We start from the raw sequence: 14,490 nt of genomic DNA, 5'->3' as shown, positions 1-14,490 counted from the left end.
ATGCCACTGCCCATGCCCCTGATCGACGCCACCGCCCTCGCGCAACGCCTGGCCGACGGCAGCCCGACCGTGCTGCTCGACTGCAGCTTCGAACTCACCGACCCCACCGCCGGCGAGCAGCAGTACGCTGGGCAGGGCCACCTGCCGGGCGCGCGCTACGCCCACGTCGACCGCGACCTGGCCGGCCCCAGGACCGACGCCACCGGCCGTTTCCGCGGGCGCCATCCGCTGCCCTCGCCCGAGGCCTGGGCGGCGACGCTCGGCCGGCTCGGCATCGTGCCCGGGAGCACGGTGGTGGCCTACGACCGCCATGGCTCGATGTACGCCGCGCGCGCCTGGTGGCTGCTGCGCTGGGTCGGCCATGCCGAAGTGGCGGTGCTCGACGGCGGCCTGCAGGCCTGGGCTGCCGCCGACGGCGCACTCGAGATGTCGACACCGGACTGGCAGGCGGCCGCGCCCTATCCCCTGGCCGCCGAGCCGGCGATGGGCACCGTCGAGGCCGATGCAGTGGCAGCGGGGATCGGGCGCCTGTGCCTGATCGATGCGCGCGCCGGCGAGCGCTTTCGCGGCGAGACCGAGCCGCTCGACGCGGTCGCCGGCCACATCCCCGGCGCACTGAGCCAACCTTTCAAGGACAACCTCGACGCCGAGGGGCGCTTCCTGCCGGCCATGGCCCTGCGCCAAGCCTGGGCGCCGCTGCTGGCCGGCGCCGGCGGCCCGGTGGTGCACCACTGCGGCTCCGGCGTCACGGCCTGCCACAACCTGCTGGCGGTGGCCGCGGCCGGGCTCGGCGAGGGCCTGCTCTACCCGGGTTCGTGGAGCGAGTGGTGCGCCGATCCGGCGCGGCCGGTAGCGACCGGGGGTTGATAGAAGTCATTGCGCACGGCCTCGCCGCAGGCATCATCGGCGGGTCGTTCCACCAACCCGATGGAGGCACCATGTTCAAGCGAATCCTCGTTCCCACCGACGGCAGCGATATCGTGCCGATCGCCATCGCGCGTGCGGTCGAACTGGCCAAGCTCTGCGGCGCCGGCATCGAGGCACTGTGCGTGACCGATCCCTTCCCGTTCAGTGCCGTCAGCGAGATCCAGCCGATCGCGCCGCAGGACTATTTCGATCTGCAGGAAAAGCTGGCCCGCCAGCGCGTCGATGGCGTCGCCACGGCCTGCAGCGCCGCCGGCGTGAGCTGTGAGACCACCATCATCGAGGGGCTCCATCCCTACGAGGCGATCATCGAACACGCCGAGCGCAAGGCCTGCGACCTGATCGTCATGGCTTCGCACGGCAGGCGCGGCATGAGTGCGCTGCTGCTGGGCAGCGAGACGCAGAAGGTGCTGACGCACAGCAAGGTGCCGGTGCTGGTGGTGCGCTGAGCGCGCACCGCGCGGCTCAGGACTCGAAGAAGAGCCCCTGAGGCTGGCCGTCGAGCGGCCTGACCCGGCCCTGCGCGTCGAGCGCCAGGCGGCCCTCGATCAGCCAGCGCAGCGCCATCGGATAGAGCCGGTGCTCGGCCGCGAGGACCCGTGCCGAGAGCCCGGCTTCGGTGTCGTCCGGCCGCACCGGCACCACGGCCTGGGCAATGATCGGGCCGTGATCGAGCGTCGGCGTCACCAGGTGCACGGTGGCACCGGCAAAGGCGCAGCCGGCCTCGAGCGCGCGCCGGTGCGTGTGCAGCCCGGCGAAGGCCGGCAGCAGCGAGGGATGGATGTTGACCAGACGGCCCTCGTACCGGCGCACGAAGCCGTCGCTCAGGATGCGCATGAAGCCGGCCAGCACCACCAGTTCGGCACCGGACGCATCGATCGCCTGCGCCAGCGCGGCGTCGAAGGCCTCGCGCTCGGCGAAGGCGCGGTGGTCGAGGCCGGCTGTCGGCAATCCGCGCGCCGCGGCCCAGGCCAGACCGGCAGCGTCTGGCCGGTTGGCGATGACGGCGACGATCCGGGCATCCCAGCGCTCTGCCGCCATCGCCTCGACCAGCGCCTCGAGATTGGAGCCGCGGCCCGAGATCAGCACGGCGATGCGCCGGCGCGGCGGCAGGGGAACGAGGGCGGAGACTGGTTCGGACATGGGCGCGCAGTGTAGGCGGGCGAGGACTCTTGAAATCCGCGGCGCGGCACCTAACTCGCGCCGAAGAGGGTGGCACGGGCGTGCCGCCCTGCTTGGTCCACTTGGAGGAATCGCCATGTATCGATCTTTGTTTGGCCGCGACCTGTTCGCGGACCTGGATCGCCTGCAGCGCGACATGCAGCAGGCCTTCGACCTGTCGCCGAGCATCCGTGGTGCCGCCCGCGGTGGCTACCCGGCCCTCAACGTCGGCGGCACGCCGCAGTCGGTGGAGATCTACGCCTTCGCGCCGGGTCTCGATCCGTCCGCGATCGATGTCCAGATCGATCGCGGCTTGCTGACCATTGCCGGGGAGCGTTTGGCCGGCGCCGCACCCGCCGAAGGCGCCACGGTCCACATCGACGAGCGCTTCAGCGGCCGCTTCCGGCGCGTCGTCAGTCTGCCCGACGACGTCGACCCCGACGCCGTCAGCGCCAGCTACCGCGACGGCGTGTTGCACCTGAGCATCCGCCGGCGCGAGTCGGCGCAGCCGCGCCGCATCGAGATCCACTGAACGGAGGCCACGATGAACACACTTCCCACTCCGGGCGTCGAGTCCCGCCGCGCGAATTTGCCGGCCACCGAACCCGCGCTCGTGCCGCCGGTCGACGTGGTCGAGGACGGCACCGGCATCACGCTGCGCGCCGACCTGCCCGGCGTGCCACGCGACAAGCTCCAGTTGCAGGTGGAGAACGGCACCCTGACGCTTGAGGGCCAGGTCGATCTACCGCTGCCCGACGGCATGGCCCCTCACCACGCCGAGGTCGAGCTGGGCCGCTGGCGCCGCGTCTTCAGCCTGAGCAAGGAGCTTGACAGCGCTGCCATCAGCGCCGAACTGGAGCAGGGCGTGCTGACGCTACGCATCCCCAAGGCGCAGCACGCGCAGCCGCGCCGCATCGAGGTCAAGGTGAGCTGAGGGAGGCGTACTGGTGGGCGGCGACGCGTGATCGCTGGCATGCTCCGGTCATGATCACCGTCCACCATCTCAACAACTCCCGCTCGCAACGCGTGCTCTGGCTGCTCGAGGAACTCGGCCTGCCCTACGAGCTCAAGCGCTACCAGCGCGACCCGACGACGATGCTGGCGCCGCCCGAGTTGCGCGCCGTGCATCCGCTCGGCAAGTCGCCGGTGATCAGCGACGGCGAGCTCACGCTGGCCGAGTCGGGCGCGATCATCGAGTACCTGGTCGAGCGCCATGGCAACGGCCGGCTCAAGCCCGCCGCCGACAGCCCGGACTGGCTGCGCTACACCTACTGGATGCATTTCGCCGAGGGCTCGGCGATGCCGCCGTTGCTGATGAAGCTGGTGTTCGACCGCATCGAGCGCAAGTCGCCGTTGCTGATCCGCCCGATCGCCGCCGCGATTGCCGGCAGGGCCAAGGCGATGATCGTCACGCCCAACCTCAAGCGCCATCTCGACTACATGGAGAGCGAACTCGCCGAGCGGCCCTGGTTTGCCGGCGCCGAGTTCAGCGCGGCCGACATCCAGATGAGCTTTCCGCTCGAGGCCTCGGCCTCGCGCGGCGGGCTCGACGCGAGCCGGCCGCGACTGAGCGACCTCCTGGCGCGCATCCACGCGCGACCGGCCTACCAGCGCGCGCTGGAGCAGGGCGGGCCGTTCAAGCTCGGCTGAGGCCGCGGTCCGCGGGGCCGGGCACCGGGCCGCCACCTAGAATCGGCGCCCGATGGAACAACTCCAGGACCTCGTCCGCACCCTGCTCGTCTACGCCCTGCCGGTGCTGTTTGCCATCACGGCGCACGAGGCCGCGCATGGCTACGTGGCGCGCATGCTGGGTGACTCGACCGCCGCCGACCTGGGCCGCGTGACGCTCAACCCGATCCGCCACATCGACCCGATCGGCACCATCGCGATGCCGATCCTGCTCTACGTGTTGACCGCCGGCACCTTCATCTTCGGCTACGCCAAGCCGGTGCCGGTCGACTGGCGGCGCCTGCGCCACCCCAAGCGCGACATGGTCTGGGTCGCCGTGGCCGGCCCGGGCGCCAACCTCGTGCAGATGCTGGCCTGGGCGCTGTTCGGCACGGCGCTGCTGTCGCTCGGCGTGGCCGAGCCCTTCTTCCTGCTGATGGCCAAGGCCGGCGTGCTGGTCAACCTCGTGATGTTCGCCTTCAACCTGCTGCCGGTGCCGCCGCTCGACGGTGGCCGGGTGCTGGTGGGGCTGCTGCCGCTGCGCGCGGCGCATGTGGTGGCGCGCATCGAGCCCTACGGCTTCTTCATCGTCATGGGCCTGGTCGTCGCCGGCCTCGTCACGACCTGGTGGATGCTGCCGGTGATGCGTGCCACCTTGAACGCGACGCGCCTGTTCCTGCCTTCGATCATGTCCGTCATCAGCATCAACTGAACCGCCCCCGCCCCATGAAAGCCCGCGTTCTCACCGGCATCACCACCACCGGCACGCCGCACCTCGGCAACTATGTCGGCGCGATCCGCCCTGCCATCGCCGCCAGCCGCGAGCCCGATGTGCAGAGCTTCTTCTTCCTCGCCGACTACCACGCGCTGATCAAGTGCGACGAGCCCGACCGCATCGAGCGCTCGCGCCTCGAGATCGCCGCCACCTGGCTGGCCTGCGGGCTGGACGTGCAGCGCGTGGCCTTCTACCGCCAGAGCGACATCCCCGAAACGCCCGAGCTGACCTGGCTGCTGACCTGCGTCACGGCCAAGGGCCAGATGAACCGCGCCCACGCCTACAAGGCCGCGACCGATGCCAACGAGGCGGCCGGCGAGGACATCGATGCCGGTGTCACGATGGGCCTCTACAGCTATCCGATCCTGATGGCGGCCGACATCCTGCTGTTCAACGCGCACCGGGTGCCGGTCGGCCGCGACCAGGTCCAGCACATCGAGATGGCGCGCGATATCGCGCAGCGCTTCAACCATCTCTTCGGCCAGGGCCGCGACCTGTTCGTGCTGCCGCAGGCCGAGGTGGGCGAGGCGGTCGAACTGTTGCCCGGCCTCGACGGCCGCAAGATGAGCAAGAGCTACGACAACGCGATCCCGTTGTTCGAGGGCGGCGCCAGGGCGCTCAGGGAGGCGGTGGCCCGCATCATCACCGACTCGCGCCTGCCGGGCGAACCCAAGGAGCCCGAGGGCACGCCGCTGATCGCGATCTGGGACGCCTTCGCCGATACCGCGCAACGCACTGCCTTCCGCGCCGAGCTGCGCGCCGGCCTGGGCTGGGGCGAGGCCAAGCAGAGGCTGGTCGAGCTGATCGAGGCCGAGATCGGGCCCAAGCGCGAGCGCTACGAGCAGTTGATGGCACACCCCGAGCAGATCGAGGCCGCGCTCGAGGCCGGCGCACGCCGCGCGCGCCAGGTCGCCACGCCCTTCATGGCCGAGTTGCGGCGCGCCGTCGGCCTGCGGCCGATGCTGGCGTCGGCCACGCCACGGCCGGTGGCCGCGGCGGCTCCGGCCAAGGCCGCGATGCCGCTGTTCAAGCAGTACCGCGAGTCCGACGGCCGCTTCTACTTCAAGCTGACCGCCGCCGACGGCGCGCTGCTGCTGCAGAGCAGCGGCTTGGCCGATGGCCGCGAGGCCGGGGCATGGGTCAAGCGGCTGAAGACCGAAGGCGTGGCGGCGCTGGCCGGCGCACCGGTCGAACTCGGGCCTGACGCCGCGCGCGGCGCGGTCGAGGCGGCACTGGCCGCGCTGGCGGCCGCCCAGGAGTGAGCGCGACGCTCGCCAGGGACTGGGTCGGCATGCACGCGTTCGAAGCGCCATGAACAACTGGCTGTTTCTGTCGGTGGCGATCGTTGCCGAAGTGGTCGCGACCTCGGCGCTCAAGGCCAGCGATGGCTTCAGCAACCCCTGGCCGTCGCTGCTGGTGGTGGCGGGCTACGGCGCGGCGTTCTTCTTTCTGTCGTTGACGCTGCGCACGATCCCGGTGGGTATCGCGTACGCGGTCTGGTCGGGCGTCGGCCTGGTCCTGATCACGCTGGTGGCCTGGCTGCTCTACGGTCAGCGGCTCGATGCCGCGGCGATCGTCGGCATGTTGCTCATCGTCGCGGGCGTGGTCGTGCTGAACGTCTTCTCCAAGGCAAGCGCCCACTAGGGCCTGTGATTCCCACGATGGCCGGCATCCACATCACCGACATCGAGTCCGCCATCAACTGGTGGCGCGACAGGCTGCCCTCGCCCGACGGCATCAGCGCCTGCGCCGAGGTGCGCGCGCTGGCCGAGGTCTACGCGCTGATGGTGTATTACCGCGAGAGCGCCTGCGACGAAGACACGATGCCGCGCGCCGCCAAGGCCGCCTGGCTGGCCTGGTACGCGACGACGCCCGACGCGCCCTGCATCGCGATCTGCTCGACCAGCCAGGGCGATGCCGTCTGCAAGGGCTGCGGCCGCAGCTTTGACGAGGTACAGGACTGGACCGTGATGACGCCCGGCGAGAAGCGCGCCTGCTGGCGGCGCATCACGATGGAAGGCACGGCGTGGCGGTTCAACCGCTATGCCGAGCGGCAGTCGCCGGGCGAGGCGACGAGCGCGATGCCCGCTGCGCCAGCGCCAACCACCTAGGCGCCCGGCGCCGGCGGCAGGCTGATCACGAAGCGGCTTCCCGCGCCGGACTCGCGCGCCTCGCAGCGCACGGTGCCGCCATGCAGCAGCGCGATCTGGCGCACCAGGCTCAGCCCGAGCCCGACGCCGCCGGCGCGCTCGGCGTGGCCGGGCAGGCGATAGAAGGGTTCGAAGATGCGCTCGCGCTGTTCGGGCGGCACGCCGGGGCCGCGGTCGCTGACGGCGATCTCGAAGCCGCCGTCGGCACTGCGCGCGAGCGACAGCACCGGCGCCTGCGGCCCGCCGTAGCGGCGGGCGTTCTCGAGCAGGTTGCGCAACGCACGTCGCAGCAATCGGTCGTCGCCGCGGGTCGCGAAGCTCGTCTTGTCGGCGTCGCGCGCCTCCAGTTCGGCCTCGGCCCGTGCCGCCTCCTCGGCCGCCAGGCCAAGCAGGTCGACCGGCTCGCGCGCCGGATCGGGCCGCGCCTCCAGCCGGCTGGCGAGCAGCACCTCCTCGACCAGCGCATCGAGCTCGCCGATGTTGCGTTCGATCTCGGCGCGCAGCGTGGCACGGCCGGCCTCGTCGCGCGCTTCCTCGTGCAACGACACGGCCATCTTGAGTCGCGCCAGCGGCGAGCGCAGCTCGTGGCTGGCGTTGGCCAGCAGCGCGCGGTTGGCCTGCAGCAGCGACTCGATGCGCTGCGCCGCCTGGTTGAAGCTGGCCGCCACCGCTGCCACCTCGTCGCGGCCACCGGCGTCGACGCGACGGCCGAGGTCGCCGGCGCCGAAGGCCTCGACGCCCTGCTTGAGCGCCTCGAGCCGGCGCGTGAGCCGTCGCACCACCGGAAAGGCGCCGGCCGCGACCGCGAGGAACAGCACCGCCAGCGTGATCACGAGGCCGGTGCCGCGCACGAACCACGGCGACTCGCCGCCGCCCAGCACCAGCAAGCCCGGCGACCCGCCCGGCGGACCCTGCCGCATGCCGGGCCCGCGGCCCGGGCCACCGCCGGGCGGACCCGCCTCGTCCGGCGCGCGCAGCAGCGGCGGTCGCAGCACCCACAGCGTCCGGCCGTCGGACAGCACCAGCCGCACCGGCGTGCGTCGCTCGATGCCAGGGCTGCCGACCCGCGCCGGTGGCCGCGCAGCCCAAGCCGACTGCGCGCGCTCGTAGCCGGGCGAGGTGACGATGCGCTGGCCGTCGGTGCCGTCCAGCGCCAGCGGAAGTCGTAGCCGCTGGGCCCATTCGAGCAGCGCCGCGGCCTGCTCCTCGGGCGTGGAGTCCGGCGGGGGCAGCGCTCCTTGCAGCAGTTCGCCCCAGGCCTGCATGCGCTCGCCCGCAACGCGTTCGAAACGGCCGCGCTCGTGCTCGAGGTTGCGCTGCAGCAGCCAGCCCGAGAACAGCGCGAACAGCAGCAGCACCGCGACGACGGTGAGGTAGATGCGCAGGTAGAGGGTCTTCATGAGCAGCGCGGGCTCAGCGGGCCGATCCGGTCAGGCTGGGCCGGCGCCGGGCCGCCCCAAGCTGGCCGCGCCCCGCGGGGGCCGCGCAGCCGCATCGCGGCAAGCAGGGGGCACCGTTCAATCATCCTGCTTCTTGGCAAACACGTAGCCCGCGCCGCGCACGGTGAGGATCCGCCTCGGCGCCTTGGCGTCGTCCTCGATCGCGGCGCGGATGCGCGAGATGTGTACGTCGATCGAGCGGTCGAAGGCCTCCAGCGCGTGGCCCTTGAGCGCGTCCATGATCTGGTCGCGCGACAGCACCCGGCCGGGCGCCTGCGCCAGCACCACCAGCAGGTCGAGCTGGTAGCTGGTCAGCTCGCAGGGCTTGCCGTCGAGCCGCGCCTGGCGTGCCGCGAGATCGATCTCGAGCCGGCCGTAGCGCAGCAACTCGGCATCGGCGGCTGGCGAGGCGCGGCGCAGCAGCGCCTTGAGCCGCGCCAGCAACTCGCGCGGCTCGAAGGGCTTGGGCAGGTAGTCGTCGGCGCCGAGCTCGAGGCCGAGGATGCGGTCCATCGGTTCGCCGCGTGCGGTGAGCATCAGCAGTGGCAATGCGCGGGTGCGCGGGTTGGCACGCAGCTCGCGGGTCAGGTCGAGGCCGTCGCCGTCGGGCAGCATCAGGTCGAGCACGAGTGCGTCGAAGCTCTCGCGCGCCAGTTGCTGGCGGCCGGCGGCCAGGCTTTCGGCACAGGTCACGGCGTAGCCGGCCTGCGTGAGGTAGTCGCGCAGCATCGCGGCCAGGCGCGCGTCGTCGTCGATCAGCAGGAGTTGGGGTGTCATCTGAACTCGCGGCGCCTTGCATGAACAATGACGCTCGCTGCGCGTCGCATGAACGATGAATTATTCATGGTTCATCGGCCGGCGCAGCCGCCGGTCATCGTTCATCGCGTGGCTCCGTCCAACTGCTGGCGCTCCTGGCGATGGCGCTCCATCATCGAGCGTCGCGAAGCCATCTTCTGCGCGATCTGCTGGCGCTGCTCGGCGCTCAGCACGCGGCTGGCGTCGAGCATCGCCTGCGTCATGCGCTTGCTCGTCGCGTCGTGCTGGGCCAGCATCTTCTGGCGCAGCGCCTCGACCGCGCTGGCGTCGACCACCGGCTGGGCGAAGGCCGCCGCCATCTGTTCGCGCAGACCACGGCCTGCCTCGCGCTGGGCCTGCAGGTCGGTGGCGGCCTGGCGCGCGATCTCGCGCACCTGCTTGCGCTGGGCGTCACTGACGTTGGAGGCGCCGGACAGCATTCGGTCGGCCATGCGGTCCGCGTGTTCCGGCGAACCGCCGAACATCATGCCGGGGCCGCCGTGCGGTCCATGGCCGCCGGGTCCGGGCGCGGCCTCGGCCGGCGTCAGCGCGGCACCAGCCAGCGCGATGGCAAGCGCGGCCAGCGTCAGGCGGGTCGCGGTGAGCGGGAAGGTGGCGGACATCGGGCACTCCTCGAAAATCAACGGCGAAGCTGCCGTCCAGAGCAATGCTCGGCCGCGTCGATGAACGGCGCGCGCCGACGGGGTAAAGATCTGTGAACAAATCGAGCCAGCACCCCACCGAAGGGGGAGCGGGCCACAACGGCACAAAACGTAACAATCGCTCTGGTTCCCCCGCCTTCCGCCCCAAGATCAGGCTTCCGATGCCCGCTTCCGCCTCGCTCCTCGACTCGCTGCATGCGCCCACGCTGCTTTGGCTGGCGGTGGTGGTCATGGTCGCGGCGGCGGCGATCATGAGCTTGTTCGGCCTCACCCACCGCGTCTACCGCGGCTACCGCTGGTGGATGCTCGCGATGTGGCTGGCGGCACTCGGTGGCGGCCTGCAGATGCTGCGCGGCGTCTGGCCGGCGGCGGTGGTACCGGGCAACCTGCTGCTGCTGGTGTGGCCGATGCTGATCGTGACCGGACTGCGTCGTTTCTTCTCGCGCGGGCCGCTGAGCGGCTCGTCGACCACCGACGCGCTGGTCTTCGTCGGCGCCTACCTGCTCTGGTTCGTGACCTGGGCCCTGCCCGAGCTGCAGTCGTGGCGCACCTATGCCTACAGCACGGCGATGATGCTGCTGCACCTCTATGCCGCGGCCTTCGTGCTGGTGCTGCCCGAGCTGCGCCGCAGTCCGTCGCTCCGCACGCTGTTCTGCGTGATGCTGGCCCAGGCCGTGCTGCCGATACTGCGCCTGAGCTGGCACCTGGCCACCGACACGCCAGTGCAATCGGCGCTGACGCTGCTGTCGCCGATGGTGATCGTCGCGACGCTGGTGGCGATGCTGTTCGCCGTCTACCTCTGCCTGGCGCTGACCCACGAGCGCACCGAGACCGACCTGAAGGAAAGCCAGCGCCAGCTGCGCGTGCTGGCCGACATCGACATGCTGACGCAGGTGCCGAACCGGCGCCATTTCGAGGAGCTGGCGGCCGCGGCGCTGACCCAGAGTTCGCAGGCGCGGGCGGTGGTGATGCTGTTCGACATCGACCACTTCAAGGCCATCAACGACAGCCGCGGCCACGCCGTCGGCGATGTCGCCCTCAAGCGCGTGGCGCGCAGCGCGCGCGACACGCTGCGCAGCCGCGACGTGCTTGGACGCCTCGGCGGCGACGAGTTCATCGCGCTGCTGCCCGGCGCCAGCGTCGACGACGCGCTGCATGCGGCCGAGCGCATCGCGCGCCGACTCGAGCAGGAGTGCAGCCAGAACGGCGACCTGCATCTCGGCCTGAGCTTCGGCGTCGTCAAGATCGAGAGCGGCGAATCCCTCGAATCGGCACAGCACCGCGCCGACCTCGCGCTCTACGAGGCCAAGCGCCAGGGTCGCCGGCGCGCGGTGCCCGCCACCCGCGAAGGCGGCGACACGGTGTTCGGCGAGAGCCGCAGGCTGGGCCTGAACGGCGAAAGCTGAATTCGCCGGCGCCTACTTCGCGCTGCCGGCGTTCGGAAAGAACAACTGCTCGCCGCCGATCTTGTAGGCCGCGATGGCCTGCTGACCGGCTGGCGAGACCAGCCAGTCGGCAAAGCTCTGCGCCAGCGCCTGCTTCACCTGGGGATGCTTCGCCGGGTTCACGACGATCACGCCGTACTGGTTGAAGAGCCGGGTGTCGCCCTCGACCAGCGGCACCAGGTCGGCGCGATTGCGGAACGACAGCCAGGTGCCACGATCCGTCAGCGCATAGGCCGGGGTCTGCGCCGCGATGTTCAGCGCCGGACCCATGCCGCAGCCGCATTCCTTGTAGTTGGCGAACTTCTGCGCCGGCGACTCGATGCCGGCCGCCTTCCAGTAGCGCAGTTCGGCGGCGTGGGTGCCGCTCTTGTCGCCGCGCGAGACGAAGGGGGCGTTGGCTGCGGCGATCTTGCCGAAGGCACCGACCACGTCCTTACCCGCTGCGCCGGCCGGATCGGCCTTGGGCCCGACGACGATGAAGTCGTTGTACATCACCGCCACCCGCTTGAGGCCGAAGCCGTCGGCGACGAACTTTTCCTCGGCCGCCTGGTCGTGCACGAAGACCACGTCGGCGTCGCCGCGGCGTGCCATGTCGAGGGCCTGGCCGGTGCCGAGCGCCACGACCTTGGCCTCGATGCCGGTGGCCGCCTTGAAGGCCGGCAGAAGTTGCGAGAACAGGCCCGACTGCTCGGTCGAGGTCGTCGAGGCGACGACGATGCTGCGCTCCTGTGCCGCCACGCCCAGCACCGTCGCCAGCAGCGTCGCCAGCACCAGCGTCCTTCGGACGCAACCCAACATCATCACCATGGCAGTTCTCCCTTGAGGAACAGACGCGCCGCGGGCGGCAGCGCGGCCCCGCCCTCGGCAAAGAATTCGTTGACACCGAGATCGGCCACCACGCGGCCGTGCTCGAGATAGACCACGCGCGTGGCCAGGCGCTTGACCTGGCCAAGGTTGTGCGAGGCAAACAGCAGCGTCGGCCCGCCGCCGACGAAGAGCGCGGCGATCAGCGCCTCGATCTCGCGCTTGGCGCTGGGGTCGAGGCTGGCCGTCGGCTCGTCGAGCAGCAATTGCTCGGGCCGCAACGCCAATGCACGTGCCAGCGCCAGCCGCTGCTGCTGGCCACCGGAGAGCGCACGCGCCGCACGCTGCGCCTCGGCGCCCAGGCCGACGCGTTCGAGCGCCTCGGCCACGCGCAGCCGGCGCTGCGAGCGCGGCACGCCGGCGAGCCACAAGCCGAGCGCAACATTGGCGGCGGCCGACAGCCGCAGCATTGCCGGCCGCTGGAACAGCATCGCCTGGGTCAGCGCGGCACGTCGTTCGACGTGGCCAGTGCTCACCGGTTGCAGGCCGTGCAGCACGCGCAACAGCGTGCTCTTGCCGGAACCGTTGGCGCCGATGAAGGCAATGCGTTCGCCGGAGCGAACTTCGAGGCTCACGTCGTCGAGCGCGAGCACGCCGCCGAAGCGAACGCTGATGCGATCGAGCGCGATCTGGTAGCGCGCGGGTTGCATCACGCGGACACCTTCGTAGGCGGCTTCGGCCAAAGTGAGCTCAAGCATGTGCCAGCTCCAGCACCGCCGTCTCGCCGCGCGCCGACCAGCGCCGCACCATCGCGATCAGCAGGTTCAGCAACAGCACCACCGCCAGCAGAACGAGGCCCAGCGCCAGCGCCAGCGGCAGGTCGCCCTTGCTGGTCTCGAGCGCGATGGCGGTCGTCATCACCCGGGTGTGGCCGTCGATGTTGCCGCCGACGATCATCACCGCGCCGACCTCGCTGATCGCGCGGCCGAAGGCGGCCAGCAGCACCGTCAGCAGGGCCATGCGCTCGTCCCACAGCAGCAGCAGGCCGGCGGTCAGGCGGCTGGCGCCGAGCGAGCGCAACTGCTCGCCCTGCGCCTCCCAAGGCGCCTGCAGCGCCTGGCGCGTCAGCGCGGCCAGGATCGGCAGCACCAGGATCGTCTGCGCAAACACCATCGCGCCTGGCGTGAACAGCAGCCCCCACTCGCCGAGCGGGCCGGAGCGCGACAGAAGCAGGTAGACCACCAGCCCGACCACCACCGAAGGCAGCGCGAGCAGCGTGTTGAGCAGCACCAGCAGCGTGCCGCGGCCACGAAAGCGCGCCACCGCGAGCGCCGCGCCGGCGCCAAGACCGCCAATTGCTGCGATCAGACAGGCGGCGCCGCTGACTGCCAGCGACAGCAGCACGACCTGCATCAGCCGCGCGTCGGCGTCGAGAATCAGCTGCAACGCGATGCGCGCGCTCTCGGCAAAGGTGTTCAAGGGTTCCCGTGGTCCGTTTCACGCGCGGGCGTGCGGCACACTGTTTGTTGTCGAAGACAGGGCGATGCTACGGACGGCCCACCCCACTGGCGATATGAACCTCGATGCATAGGATCGACCTCAGCTACACCCTCAGGCGCGAGCGCGTCGACGCCGCCGTCCACCACCCCTTGTTCGCCCTGCTCGACGCCTTGCATCGCAGCGGCTCGATCTCGGCCGCCGCCAAGCTGCAGGAGCTCTCGTACCGCCATGTCTGGGGCGAACTCAAGCGCTGGGAGGGTGAACTCGGGCGGGAGCTCGTGATCTGGGCCAAGGGCCAACCGGCGACGCTGACGCCCTTCGGCGAGAAGCTGCTGTGGGCCGAGCGACGTGCGCAGGCGCGGCTGGCGCCGCAGATCGAGGCCCTGCGCAGCGAGCTCGAGAGCGCCTTCGCCGACGCCTTCGACGACCGCATCGACGTGCTTTCGGTCTGCGCCAGCCATGACCAGGCGCTGCCGCTGCTGCGCGATCTGGCGCGGCGCGAGCAACTCCACCTCGACCTGGGCTTTGCCGGAAGCCTGGATGCATTGGCCGCGCTGAACGAAGGCCGCTGCCAGCTCGCCGGCTTTCACGTGCGCGAGGGCGCCGCGCGCGGATCGGCCAGCGCGCGGGCCTACCGGCCCAGGCTCAAGCCGGGGCTGCACAAGCTGATCGGATTCGCGCAACGCACGCAAGGCCTGATGACGGCACCCGGCAACCCCCTGGCGATCGACGGCCTGCGCGACTTCGTGCGGCCCGCGCTGCGGCGCGCCGGCCGCGCACCGGGTACCGGCACCCGCGTGCTGCTCGACGAACTGCTGGCGCAGGCCGGCCTCGAGACACCGGCCGACACCCTGACCGAGCCCTCGCACGGCGCCGCCGCGCAGGCGGTGGCCAGCGGCGCGGCCGACGTGGCCTTCGGACTGCAGGCCGCGGCGCAGGCCGCCGGCCTGCATTTCGTGCCGATCGCGCAGGAGCGCTACTACCTGGTGACGCTCAAGTCGCTGCTCGTGGAGCCGGCGCTGCAGCGGCTGATCGCGCTGCTGGGGTCGAGTGCCTGGGCCGCCGAACTCGCCACCCTGCCCGGCTACGCCCCGTCGCAGCCGGGCACGGTGCTGTCGCTCACCAAGGTCCTGCCCTGGTGGCAGTACGCGCCTAAGGGCTGATCCC

Annotated in this window: 18 protein-coding genes; 11 read left to right on the top strand and 7 right to left on the bottom strand. The window is 71.1% G+C overall.

All coding sequences use genetic code 11. The annotated features are described in order from the left end of the window. Positions 1 to 6: 6 nt before the first annotated feature. The gene (locus EV670_RS03635; RefSeq protein ID WP_423213567.1) at positions 7 to 867 is read left to right on the top strand and encodes a sulfurtransferase; all 861 of its coding nucleotides are present in this window, start codon (positions 7 to 9) and stop codon (positions 865 to 867) included. A gap of 71 nt (positions 868 to 938) precedes the next feature. After that, positions 939 to 1,373: a universal stress protein gene (locus tag EV670_RS03630; protein WP_130430433.1), complete on the top strand. Its 435-nt coding sequence runs from the start codon at positions 939 to 941 to the stop codon at positions 1,371 to 1,373. A 16-nt stretch (positions 1,374 to 1,389) separates the two neighbouring features. Here EV670_RS03630 and purN read toward each other — a convergent pair whose 3' ends face one another. After that, positions 1,390 to 2,067 carry a phosphoribosylglycinamide formyltransferase gene (purN, locus tag EV670_RS03625; protein ID WP_130430432.1) on the bottom strand — a complete coding sequence of 226 codons (678 nt, stop codon included), beginning with the start codon at positions 2,065 to 2,067 and terminating at the stop codon, positions 1,390 to 1,392. A gap of 115 nt (positions 2,068 to 2,182) precedes the next feature. Between purN and EV670_RS03620 the strand changes: the two genes are divergently transcribed. The 7 genes from EV670_RS03620 to EV670_RS03590 are packed head-to-tail and all read left to right on the top strand — an operon-like array spanning position 2,183 to position 6,639. Beyond that, complete coding sequence (locus EV670_RS03620) at positions 2,183 to 2,617, top strand: Hsp20/alpha crystallin family protein (RefSeq protein ID WP_130430431.1); 435 nt, start codon at positions 2,183 to 2,185, stop codon at positions 2,615 to 2,617. Between the two features lie 12 nt (positions 2,618 to 2,629). Then, a complete protein-coding gene (locus EV670_RS03615; protein WP_130430430.1) occupies positions 2,630 to 3,019 on the top strand; it encodes an Hsp20/alpha crystallin family protein in 390 nt (129 codons plus the stop codon). 50 nt (positions 3,020 to 3,069) lie between these two features. Continuing rightward, entirely contained in the window at positions 3,070 to 3,735 is a 666-nt protein-coding gene (locus EV670_RS03610; RefSeq protein WP_130430429.1) for a glutathione S-transferase family protein, read from the top strand. Positions 3,736 to 3,787: 52 nt separating this feature from the next. Next, positions 3,788 to 4,465, top strand: coding sequence for a site-2 protease family protein (locus EV670_RS03605; RefSeq protein WP_130430428.1), 678 nt, complete (start codon positions 3,788 to 3,790; stop codon positions 4,463 to 4,465). A gap of 14 nt (positions 4,466 to 4,479) precedes the next feature. Beyond that, positions 4,480 to 5,790 carry a tryptophan--tRNA ligase gene (locus EV670_RS03600; protein WP_130430427.1) on the top strand — a complete coding sequence of 437 codons (1,311 nt, stop codon included), beginning with the start codon at positions 4,480 to 4,482 and terminating at the stop codon, positions 5,788 to 5,790. A 49-nt stretch (positions 5,791 to 5,839) separates the two neighbouring features. Beyond that, complete coding sequence (locus tag EV670_RS03595) at positions 5,840 to 6,172, top strand: DMT family transporter (RefSeq protein ID WP_130430426.1); 333 nt, start codon at positions 5,840 to 5,842, stop codon at positions 6,170 to 6,172. Between the two features lie 17 nt (positions 6,173 to 6,189). Then, a complete protein-coding gene (locus EV670_RS03590) occupies positions 6,190 to 6,639 on the top strand; it encodes a DUF3717 domain-containing protein (RefSeq protein ID WP_130430425.1) in 450 nt (149 codons plus the stop codon). On the opposite strand, the gene EV670_RS03585 is transcribed toward EV670_RS03590, so the two are convergent. The 3 genes from EV670_RS03585 to EV670_RS03575 all read right to left on the bottom strand — a co-directional run bounded on the left by EV670_RS03585 (position 6,636) and on the right by EV670_RS03575 (position 9,535). Continuing rightward, positions 6,636 to 8,078, bottom strand: coding sequence for a sensor histidine kinase (locus EV670_RS03585; protein ID WP_130430424.1), 1,443 nt, complete (start codon positions 8,076 to 8,078; stop codon positions 6,636 to 6,638). The genes EV670_RS03590 and EV670_RS03585 overlap by 4 nt on opposite strands. A 117-nt stretch (positions 8,079 to 8,195) precedes the next feature. Next, positions 8,196 to 8,894 carry a response regulator gene (locus EV670_RS03580; RefSeq protein WP_130430423.1) on the bottom strand — a complete coding sequence of 233 codons (699 nt, stop codon included), beginning with the start codon at positions 8,892 to 8,894 and terminating at the stop codon, positions 8,196 to 8,198. Positions 8,895 to 8,995: 101 nt separating this feature from the next. Further along, positions 8,996 to 9,535: a Spy/CpxP family protein refolding chaperone gene (locus EV670_RS03575; RefSeq protein ID WP_130430422.1), complete on the bottom strand. Its 540-nt coding sequence runs from the start codon at positions 9,533 to 9,535 to the stop codon at positions 8,996 to 8,998. A 200-nt stretch (positions 9,536 to 9,735) separates the two neighbouring features. Between EV670_RS03575 and EV670_RS03570 the strand changes: the two genes are divergently transcribed. Then, complete coding sequence (locus tag EV670_RS03570; RefSeq protein WP_130430421.1) at positions 9,736 to 10,980, top strand: GGDEF domain-containing protein; 1,245 nt, start codon at positions 9,736 to 9,738, stop codon at positions 10,978 to 10,980. Positions 10,981 to 10,992: 12 nt separating this feature from the next. Here the strand turns inward: EV670_RS03570 and EV670_RS03565 are convergent, their stop codons facing one another. The 3 genes from EV670_RS03565 to EV670_RS03555 are packed head-to-tail and all read right to left on the bottom strand — an operon-like array spanning position 10,993 to position 13,302. Continuing rightward, positions 10,993 to 11,820, bottom strand: a complete 828-nt coding sequence (locus EV670_RS03565; RefSeq protein WP_423213566.1) for an ABC transporter substrate-binding protein — start codon at positions 11,818 to 11,820, stop codon at positions 10,993 to 10,995. After that, positions 11,820 to 12,533, bottom strand: a complete 714-nt coding sequence (locus EV670_RS03560) for an ATP-binding cassette domain-containing protein (RefSeq protein WP_242616857.1) — start codon at positions 12,531 to 12,533, stop codon at positions 11,820 to 11,822. Before EV670_RS03560 ends, EV670_RS03565 begins: the two co-directional genes overlap by 1 nt. Before the next feature lie 40 nt (positions 12,534 to 12,573). After that, the gene (locus tag EV670_RS03555) at positions 12,574 to 13,302 is read right to left on the bottom strand and encodes an ABC transporter permease (protein ID WP_130430419.1); all 729 of its coding nucleotides are present in this window, start codon (positions 13,300 to 13,302) and stop codon (positions 12,574 to 12,576) included. Positions 13,303 to 13,406: 104 nt separating this feature from the next. Here EV670_RS03555 and EV670_RS03550 point away from each other — a divergent pair, with 104 nt between their 5' ends. Next, positions 13,407 to 14,486 (top strand): substrate-binding domain-containing protein, encoded by a 1,080-nt coding sequence (locus EV670_RS03550; protein WP_130430418.1) that lies wholly within the window; start codon positions 13,407 to 13,409, stop codon positions 14,484 to 14,486. Positions 14,487 to 14,490: the final 4 nt, after the last annotated feature.

Origin of the sequence: Rivibacter subsaxonicus, from assembly GCF_004217215.1 — a bacterium.
Lineage (GTDB): Bacteria > Pseudomonadota > Gammaproteobacteria > Burkholderiales > Burkholderiaceae_C > Rivibacter > Rivibacter subsaxonicus.
This window is presented reverse-complemented; position numbering and strand designations above follow the sequence as displayed.

What these genes read in the sequence shown, in the direction of transcription:
- EV670_RS03630 (WP_130430433.1), top strand. Translation starts at nt 939, where the DNA reads ATGTTCAAGCGAATCCTCGTTCCCACCGACGGCAGCGATATCGTGCCG.
- purN (WP_130430432.1), bottom strand. Translation starts at nt 2,067, where the DNA reads ATGTCCGAACCAGTCTCCGCCCTCGTTCCCCTGCCGCCGCGCCGGCGC.
- EV670_RS03620 (WP_130430431.1), top strand. Translation starts at nt 2,183, where the DNA reads ATGTATCGATCTTTGTTTGGCCGCGACCTGTTCGCGGACCTGGATCGC.
- EV670_RS03615 (WP_130430430.1), top strand. Translation starts at nt 2,630, where the DNA reads ATGAACACACTTCCCACTCCGGGCGTCGAGTCCCGCCGCGCGAATTTG.
- EV670_RS03610 (WP_130430429.1), top strand. Translation starts at nt 3,070, where the DNA reads ATGATCACCGTCCACCATCTCAACAACTCCCGCTCGCAACGCGTGCTC.
- EV670_RS03605 (WP_130430428.1), top strand. Translation starts at nt 3,788, where the DNA reads ATGGAACAACTCCAGGACCTCGTCCGCACCCTGCTCGTCTACGCCCTG.
- EV670_RS03600 (WP_130430427.1), top strand. Translation starts at nt 4,480, where the DNA reads ATGAAAGCCCGCGTTCTCACCGGCATCACCACCACCGGCACGCCGCAC.
- EV670_RS03595 (WP_130430426.1), top strand. Translation starts at nt 5,840, where the DNA reads ATGAACAACTGGCTGTTTCTGTCGGTGGCGATCGTTGCCGAAGTGGTC.
- EV670_RS03590 (WP_130430425.1), top strand. Translation starts at nt 6,190, where the DNA reads ATGGCCGGCATCCACATCACCGACATCGAGTCCGCCATCAACTGGTGG.
- EV670_RS03585 (WP_130430424.1), bottom strand. Translation starts at nt 8,078, where the DNA reads ATGAAGACCCTCTACCTGCGCATCTACCTCACCGTCGTCGCGGTGCTG.
- EV670_RS03580 (WP_130430423.1), bottom strand. Translation starts at nt 8,894, where the DNA reads ATGACACCCCAACTCCTGCTGATCGACGACGACGCGCGCCTGGCCGCG.
- EV670_RS03575 (WP_130430422.1), bottom strand. Translation starts at nt 9,535, where the DNA reads ATGTCCGCCACCTTCCCGCTCACCGCGACCCGCCTGACGCTGGCCGCG.
- EV670_RS03570 (WP_130430421.1), top strand. Translation starts at nt 9,736, where the DNA reads ATGCCCGCTTCCGCCTCGCTCCTCGACTCGCTGCATGCGCCCACGCTG.
- EV670_RS03565 (WP_423213566.1), bottom strand. Translation starts at nt 11,820, where the DNA reads ATGATGTTGGGTTGCGTCCGAAGGACGCTGGTGCTGGCGACGCTGCTG.
- EV670_RS03560 (WP_242616857.1), bottom strand. Translation starts at nt 12,533, where the DNA reads ATGCAACCCGCGCGCTACCAGATCGCGCTCGATCGCATCAGCGTTCGC.
- EV670_RS03550 (WP_130430418.1), top strand. Translation starts at nt 13,407, where the DNA reads ATGCATAGGATCGACCTCAGCTACACCCTCAGGCGCGAGCGCGTCGAC.